This is a genomic window from Flavobacterium sp. R1_16 (assembly GCF_057652095.1).
The window spans coordinates 1-8,499 of sequence record NZ_JBYFCG010000014.1; the positions used below are offsets into that span (position 1 = coordinate 1).

An 8,499-nucleotide genomic window follows, 5' to 3' on the forward strand; every position below is an offset into this window, starting at 1 on the left:
GCTAAATTCAAGCTTTGTGCATCTAATGAAGTTTAGTGCTGAAAATCCCCGCCTTCGCAAAGCGGCAAAACGTTAGCAGTAAGCGTAAAGAAACACCGCACAAGAAATGAACAGACAGATTTTAAGACAATATATTGACGAATACAAACTTGACTTTGAACGTGTAAATCAACAAGAAATTTACAAGTGGAAAGCGGTTAAATGTTTCCAAGACAATTGGAACATAGAAGCGGCAAATTTTCTTGAAATGCTTTCTCAATCAATTCGTCTTACTCAAAATTTATTAAAATCAGGGCAATATTTCCCCTTGCGAATGTTAGAGCATTACGCAACACAAAGACCAGAAGAACTACGACAGTTGTTTAGAAATCTGTATGACGAAGAAAACGACATTTATCAAAGAATTGAGGACTTTCAAGCCGGGACAGAAGCAATAAACAACAGTTTATTTCCGGGCAAAAATACATACCAAGACCACAGAGCAATTATCGTTTACTTGACACTTCGTTATCCTGAACGATACTTTTTCTACAAATTTGAAATGTTTAAGCAATTTTCTGAACGACTTGACATAACATATAGACCAATTCGTGGACATATTGAAAACATAGGACACTTCAATAGTTTGTGTGAAATCGTAAGGTATGAACTTTCCAACGACCAAGAACTCTTACAACTTCACAAAGATAGAATAACAGCAGATTGTTACAATGACATAAATCTTAACATTCTAACACAAGATTTTATTTATGCGGTTTCACGACACTTAAACCAACAGACCGCAGTTTCTGCAACTTCAACATTCCAAACAGCAAACGAAGTTTCTGCAACTAATCTTTCAACTTCAACAGACCAATTAACTTTTAGAGGTAGGACAGTAAATTTCATTCAAAACAATATTGACAACAAACGAATTGGCGACTTGGGCGAACTTTGGGCGTTGAAATACGAAATAGAGAAATTAAGACAAGTTGGGCAACACAACTTAATTGACAAAATCAAACACACAGCAAAAGACGAAGGAGACGGAACGGGCTACGATATACAGTCATTTGACAGAAATGGACAAAAAATTTACATTGAAGTTAAGACGACAAAAGGAGGGAAAAATTCAACTTTTTACATTACAAGAACAGAACTTGAAAGAAGTAAAATTGAAAAAGAAAATTTCTACTTGTATAGACTGTATAACTACAACGAGGAGAACGACACTGCAGACATTTTGATAATTAAAGGTGACTTGACAAACTTGTGCGAGTTTCCGACAACATATAAAATTAACTTAACAAATGACTGAAACGCCTACTGCTAACACGGGTTTTGCGTCAGGCGGGCTGACGTGCAAACTTGAAGTTTTGTGCTTCTATTCAAGTTCAGTACTGGCAGACAGTTTTGTGCTCCGAAACCCGCCCGAACGCAAAGCCCGAAACCGTTGGGCGAAAAACGTTCTCAAAATTACGGGAGACTTTAAACAAACAGAAAGTTTGACGGAAAATTCAAACTTTTAACACCTAGAAAAATTTGCGCTTAGCGGGTTGAGTTTTTACTCTTGCCGAAAATACTTTCTCTACTTTACGACAAGAATCTTTAATCGAAAATTTCAAATAACAGGAAAAATTTAAACTGACTGAAAACTCCATTTTTTTCTTCAATTGGGTCTAAAAAATCTTTATTATAAACTTTCAAAACATAGAAAAATTCGAACTAATAGAAAACTTCATTTTTTGCCTTTTGGTGCAAAAAAAACTTAATTGAAAAATTTCAAAACATAGAAAATTCTGAATTAATAGAAAACTTATTTTTCCAATCATCTCGACTAAAATCAATCCTGAAAAAAGACAATTTTTACGGCTGAATTGGACGCTTAAAAAATATTCTTCGCCCAACAAGGGTTTTGTGCAATAGGGGTTTTCGTGGTTAATTGAAATTTACTACTTTTAACATGTTTCGGTGGCGGTAGACAGTTTCTGTTTTCATAAATCCCCTACTGCACAAAGCCCCAACCCGTTGGCAGACATTTTAGCTAAAAAATTAACTAAAAGACAATAAAAGAAATTAATGAAAAAATTAATTACAATTTTACTTATATCTATTTTATCAAATTCTTGCGTGAAAGAAAAAACTATTAAACCTTCTAACACAATAACAAAAATTGAAAAAGTATTTACCGATTTCTCATCTGTTGAAACTCATGGTGGAATAGACTTAATTATAACGTTTAATGGCTCTGAAAAAGTAGAAATTGAAACAAATCAGAATATTCAGGACTATATATTGACAACTAAAATAGGCAATAAACTTATATTTGAAAAAATGGAGAATATCAATTTTGCCTCAAATACAATTGTTAAGGTTTATATTTCTGCAAAAAAAATAAACGAAATAATTGCTACTGGCGGAACTAGTGTTAGTTGCACAAATAAATTTGAAATTGACAATCTGAATGCAGACTTTTCGGGAGGTGCAAATTTTACAGCAGACCTTAAGTGTAATAACTTAAAATTGGCAAATTCAGGAGGTAGTGAAATATTATTATCGGGAACGACAGATTTATTTTTCCTTAACTCTTCTGGAGGTAGTAACTTCAATGGTTTCAATTTCATAACAAAGACTTTTAATTGTGATGTTTCTGGAGGTGGTGAAGTAAATTTGACAGTGGTGGAAAAGTTAGATGTTAAAGCAAGTGGTGGAAGTGTTATTAATTACCGAGGAAACGGAAAAGTTAATAGACAAAAATTAACAGGCGGATCTGTATTAAATAATTTATAAAGTAAAAAACGTCTGCCAACAAGGGTTTGGCGCAATAGGGGCATATCGGTTCAATTATATTTTATACTTTTAATCAAATTTTCAACGGCTTGACAGTTTCAGGTTTCATAACTCCCCTACTGCGCCAAGCCCCAACCCGTTAGCGGTAATTGTAACACGACAGAATAATCATTGACGATAATATGAAATTATTTATAAGTTGGTCTGGACAGCTAAGTCATCAAATAGCAAAAGAACTTAAAGAGTGGTTTCCTTTAGTTATAAATCAACTTGAGCCATTTGTTTCAAGTGAAAGTATTAAAAAGGGAGACAGATGGATGATTGACATTTATTCTGAGCTTGAACAATCTAACTTTGGAGTTATTTGCTTGACAAGAGAAAATTTGACCGAACCTTGGATAATGTTTGAAGCTGGTGCGTTGTCAAAAAATATTAGTCAATCAAGAGTTAGTAGCTTACTTTTTGACACTTTAAAACAAAGTGATGTAAAAAGTCCTTTGTCACTTTTTCAAAACACCGAATTTGAAAAGGAAGATTTTAAGAAGCTTATTAACTCAATAAATAACGCATTAGGGGATAAAAAAATAAGCGACACAGTTCTTAATCGTTCATTTGACAAATGGTTTCCTGAACTTGAAGAAAAAATTAAAAAAATTCAAGAGGAATATTCACCAGCTTTGCCACCTAAGCAAGAAGATGCAAACACTTTAGACGAAATTTTGAGGACGACAAAATACATCTCAAATGTTGTTGCTAGATTTAATTTAAAGCTACCTACTGACACTTTAGACTTTGTACGATTTACGGAAGAGCATACTTTGGAATATGCGACTAACGGAAATAATCACCCGATTTTTATACACGTCAACCCAATAAATGACAATGACGGAATATTGAAGGAATTAACAATATCTAAAAAAGGGGTTGACATCAGTCCTTCCAGCGGGCCGACAGGAAGAGGTGTTTTAATTGAAATACTATTCTATTCTGAACACGATGTTTTTTGGACATTATCGTTTCATTTCCATAAAGGAGATACTTATGTAACTACTAAACTTGCCGACATTCCAGTTGAAGAAGCTAAATTGTTGCAACACGAAACCATTTGGAGAGATTAATGAAAAACTTTTTGAAATATAAGACAAAACAACTACCGCTAACAAGGTATTGCCAAAAGCGGGGCTGAACGGCTTCGATTTGACATTTGTGCAAGGTTCAACAGCAGTAATTCTATTGAACTTTTATGCTAAAAATCCCCGCCTTCGGCAATACCCGAAACGTTAGGCGCAACTGCAACCGAACGACCGTGCCAAAATCAACGTTTGGACAGAAACCAAAATATTTAGTATTTTCGGACTTTAATATGAGAATAAAATGGAAAAGATAAAATTCATTGATTTGTTTTGTGGAATTGGCGGCTTTAGAGTTGCTATGGATGAAGCCTGTACAGAAAACGACCTTATTCCTCAATGCGTTTTTTCTTCAGACATTGATAAATATTGTCAAGACAGTTACGAAAACAATTTTGGACACAGACCCGCAGGCGACATTACGCAAGTTGACCCAAAATCAATTCCTGACCACGACATCTTATTTGCAGGTTTTCCTTGTCAACCATTCAGTATAATTGGACAAATGAAAGGTTTTGATGACACAAGGGGGACATTGTTTTTCCATATTGCAAATATTTTGAAAGAGAAAAAACCGAAGGCTTTTATCCTTGAAAATGTAAAGCAATTAGTTGGTCACAATGGCGGACAAACATTAAAAGTTATCATCAAAACTTTACAAGATTTAGGTTATCACGTTCAATATGCAGTGCTGAATGCTTTAGATTATGGTCTCCCACAAAAGAGAGAAAGGGTTTTAATCGTTGGACACAAAGAACCAATTTTATTTTCTTTTCCAACGCCTATAAAACCATTTAAGCCACTTTCTGAAATTTTAGAGAAAAAGGTTGACAAAAAACATTACGCATCTGATTACATTCGAGAGAAAAGAAAAGAAAGTCATAAGTCAGCTTACAAACTTTCTATTTGGCACGAAAATAAATCGGGAAACATTTGTAGTTATCCTTACTCTTGCGCTTTACGTGCTGGAGCCTCTTACAATTATCTACTAGTAAATGGAGAAAGAAGATTAACGCCAAGAGAAATGTTTAGGTTGCAAGGTTTTCCTGACACATACAAAATAATTAATAACGATACTCAAGCGAGAAAACAAGCAGGAAATGCAGTTCCAGTAAACCTTGTAAAAGCAACAATTTTAAAGTTATTGCCTTATGTGGCAAATACTTTGGATATGACAAACGTTTTGAGAGAATACGAAGTAGAATATAACAAATGAGTAAAAAACCAAAGTTAAGAACCGTAGAAAAGTCGTTACCACCATTTCCACTAAACGAATTTCCTAAAGATTTTCCATTCATACTTGGAAAAGAATTGGTGTATTTGCTCGCTTCAAAAGGCAAAGCAATACTTGAAGGTTCGGAATTTGAAGCCATATTTGCAACCTGTATTGGTGCAGAATGGAAACCATCAAATGTAGGTCTTGATGACATTATTCTTGGTAACACAGCTTGGGGAGCAAAAACCGTAAAAGCGACAAATCCTTCAACTCAAAAGAAAGTTAGACTGATTTCTGGACGCAATTCGCCAGTATATTCATTTGGAGAAACCATCGATACGCATCACGACCCAAATGCTGTTGGACAATCTGTTTTAGAAATTTGGAATGAAAGAGTTTCAGCAGTAAGAGAAAAATTTCAAAATTTAAGAACCGTTGTCTTAGTAAAGTCAAATGACTTGACCGAAGTTGTAGTATTTGAATTTGATACCATCCGTTATGACCCTGAACTTTTTGTTTGGGAATGGAACAAAAATGGAAATCTTCGAGGAATTGAGAAATCAACAACCGAACATCGTTTTACTTGGCAACCTCACGGTTCTCAATTTACAATAGTTGAAGAAATTCCAGAAGACAGTTTACTCATTAAAATTAAAGAACCTGAAACGCTGAACAAGGAAGACATTTTACAAGCTTTGGGCTTTGACAAATCGTGGATAAGCGTAACAAAACGAAGCTAATGAACAAAGCAGTATGCGCCTAACAAGGTATTGCCAAAAGCGGGGCTGAACAGCTTCGATTGGGCATTTGTGCAAGGTTCGACTTTCGTTCTTCGATTGAAATTTTGTGCTAAAATTCCCCGCCTTCGGCAATACCCGAACCGTTGTGCGTCATTGTACCGGACGACAGAAAAGTCGTCTGCGATACGACTGACGAGAGAGCAGATAAATTTGTAAATTAGACCTATGAAAGTAAAAGTTTTTCACATACGACTGACAAAAGAGAATTTGCAAAGCGACCAAGAGACCCTTAACAACTTCTTGGAAAACGTGACAGTCAAAAAAACAGCAATCGAACTGATAAACGGACAACCGAACTTTTGGTCAATTTTAGTTTTCTATGATGACCATAAAACAGAAAGACAAGAAAAATATTCTGACAAAATCTCAATAGATGACGAAAACGAACTTACAGATGAAGAGAAACAAATTTTTGCAACACTGAAACAATGGAGACAGGACAAAGGAACTCAACTAAACATTCCAAACTTTATGGTTTGCCACAATACAGAACTAATAACAATAGCGAAAGTAAAACCTCAAAGTTTAGACGAACTTTCAAAGATTAAAGGTTTTGGCGGTCAGAAAATATCGAAATTTGGGGACGACATTATAGCACTTTTAAACTCTATTTAAGTAACAATTTAAAATTAATAATATGAACAATCAAGATTTCAAAATCAGTTTTAAGACCGTTTGGTTTTTAGTAGTTGGCAATATTTTGCTGACTGTATTTGGTGCATTTGCAAAAATTCAACATTGGGATTATTCTCAAATATTGCTGACTATTGGACTTATGCTCTTTTTCTCAACTTGGGTAATTATTCTAAGTGATATGGTTAAAAACAAAATATACAACAAGACATTTTGGATTATTACTATGTTTATTATGCCGTCAATTGCAACAATATTTTATATGATTCAAAGAAACAAGTTGATAAGACTTGGAGGAAAAAATTAGGCTAAAGAGGAACAACGAACGCACAACAGCACCTACACGCAAGTGGGGGTTTCGTGCTTCTATGAAAGTGAAGTGCTAAATCAAAGTTCTGTATTTCTATTGAAGTTCAGTGCTAGAAAGCCCCACCTGCGTGTAGCTGCAAAACGTTAGGAGAGATTGCTCCGTGGACGAACAACAGATGAATTTAATAAGGTTTTTGAAAGCGGAAAAGACAAAAAAACGTCTAAAGCTAGCTGATGAAAATTGGACGTGGAAAATATTGCGGACAAGCAAAACGTGAACCGCTTTTCGGACAAACGAAAGCGGATTTTTTTGTGCTTAACTGAAGTTAAAAATTCAACTGCTGAAACTAATTGGAACGGAAAATTGGAAGGCGGAAAAACTTGCCGAAATTGGAATCGAAAATCGGAACGGCTAATCGTTCGTGCTTTTCGTCCGTGTCGCAACCTCTCCTAACACACGCTACAAGCGATTTGGGCATTTGGCTTAATTTAAAAATGATCTTGTATTTGTGAGAATTTGGTGAATCCGAAAAATAAAGCTACTTTAGTCCCAAACCGCTTGTAGCGCGAGAACGTTGGCAGCAATAATTCACAACCTTACTATAAATGAAACCATTAGAATTTTCACACATATTTGTTATCGAAAGTTTGCGCCCAGAAGATGAGCTTACTGGAACAAGATTGTTCAATCGAGCGATATATCCAGGAATGGCAGACAAAAATTTAGAAGCCAACTGCGACCACATAACAGTTATTTCAAAAGAAGATTTTTTTAATGCTATTTCAAGAATAAAAGCTAAAGTAATATCTAATAGTATTTCGCCTATAATCCATCTTGAAATGCACGGCTCAAAAAATGGTTTACAACTAACCAGTTATGAAAGGATAACTTGGGATGAATTGCAGCCCATATTGATTGAACTAAATGTATTATGCAAGAATAATTTATTCTTGACGATGGCTACATGTTATGGCGGATACATATACAACGTAATATCTCCAAAACTTCAAGCTCCTTTTTGGGGTTTTGTTGGACCTATGGATAAAGTTGATGAAGATGAAGTTTTAGCAGACTTTACAAATTTCTATTTTGAATTACTCAATTCATTAGACGTAAATATTGCTGAAAATGCTTTGCATAGACAAAATGCGCCAAATGCTTCCAAATTTAGATTTCAAAATACTGAATTTGCCTTCAAAAAAGCTTACAGCAACTATGAACAAAATCATTTAACTCCAGAACGCATTGAAGAAAGACTTACGCAAATAGAAGAAGAATTCAGAAAAACTGGAGAATATCAAGATTGGTCATCGGAGAAAATTAAAAGTTTCGCAAAAAATATAATTGTTGATCAAAACGATGTGATTAAAGAACGAATGATGACAAGATTCTTTATGTTTGATATTTATCCAGAATTAAGAACGTAATTATTATTACTGCTGCCAACAGGCGTTTGGCAAGATTGCGAATTTTGTAGTAAATACACGTTTACATTTCGCAAGAAATTTTATCTTTAACAGAAAATAATCGGTTCCGAACTTCGCAACCTCGCCAAGCGCCGGAACGTCAGGCTGTGAAAAAACCTCATTTTGATTTCTTTTCTACTTCACAGGAGGTCTATAAATGGATTTTAAGCTAGGC

The 8,499-nt window shown here is 34.8% G+C and carries 8 protein-coding genes; all 8 read left to right on the plus strand.

The window, feature by feature from the left end:
- Positions 1-106 precede the first annotated feature (106 nt).
- The 8 genes from AC23L6_RS13160 (at position 107) to AC23L6_RS13195 (ending at position 8,285) form a co-directional block, all read left to right on the plus strand.
- A complete protein-coding gene (locus tag AC23L6_RS13160) occupies positions 107-1,297 on the plus strand; it encodes a protein NO VEIN domain-containing protein (RefSeq protein ID WP_487562945.1) in 1,191 nt (396 codons plus the stop codon).
- 761 nt (positions 1,298-2,058) lie between these two features.
- Positions 2,059-2,769, plus strand: coding sequence for a head GIN domain-containing protein (locus AC23L6_RS13165; protein WP_487562944.1), 711 nt, complete (start codon positions 2,059-2,061; stop codon positions 2,767-2,769).
- Between the two features lie 182 nt (positions 2,770-2,951).
- On the plus strand, positions 2,952-3,887 hold the full coding sequence (locus AC23L6_RS13170) for a TIR domain-containing protein (protein ID WP_487562943.1): 936 nt from the start codon (positions 2,952-2,954) through the stop codon (positions 3,885-3,887).
- 256 nt (positions 3,888-4,143) lie between these two features.
- Positions 4,144-5,115, plus strand: coding sequence for a DNA cytosine methyltransferase (locus tag AC23L6_RS13175; protein ID WP_487562942.1), 972 nt, complete (start codon positions 4,144-4,146; stop codon positions 5,113-5,115).
- The gene (locus AC23L6_RS13180; protein ID WP_487562941.1) at positions 5,112-5,855 is read left to right on the plus strand and encodes a hypothetical protein; all 744 of its coding nucleotides are present in this window, start codon (positions 5,112-5,114) and stop codon (positions 5,853-5,855) included. Before AC23L6_RS13175 ends, AC23L6_RS13180 begins: the two co-directional genes overlap by 4 nt.
- 225 nt (positions 5,856-6,080) lie before the next feature.
- Positions 6,081-6,530, plus strand: a complete 450-nt coding sequence (locus AC23L6_RS13185) for an HRDC domain-containing protein (RefSeq protein ID WP_487562940.1) — start codon at positions 6,081-6,083, stop codon at positions 6,528-6,530.
- 22 nt (positions 6,531-6,552) lie between these two features.
- Entirely contained in the window at positions 6,553-6,855 is a 303-nt protein-coding gene (locus AC23L6_RS13190; protein WP_487562939.1) for a GldL-related protein, read from the plus strand.
- 608 nt (positions 6,856-7,463) lie between these two features.
- Positions 7,464-8,285, plus strand: a complete 822-nt coding sequence (locus AC23L6_RS13195) for a hypothetical protein (RefSeq protein ID WP_487562938.1) — start codon at positions 7,464-7,466, stop codon at positions 8,283-8,285.
- Positions 8,286-8,499: the final 214 nt, after the last annotated feature.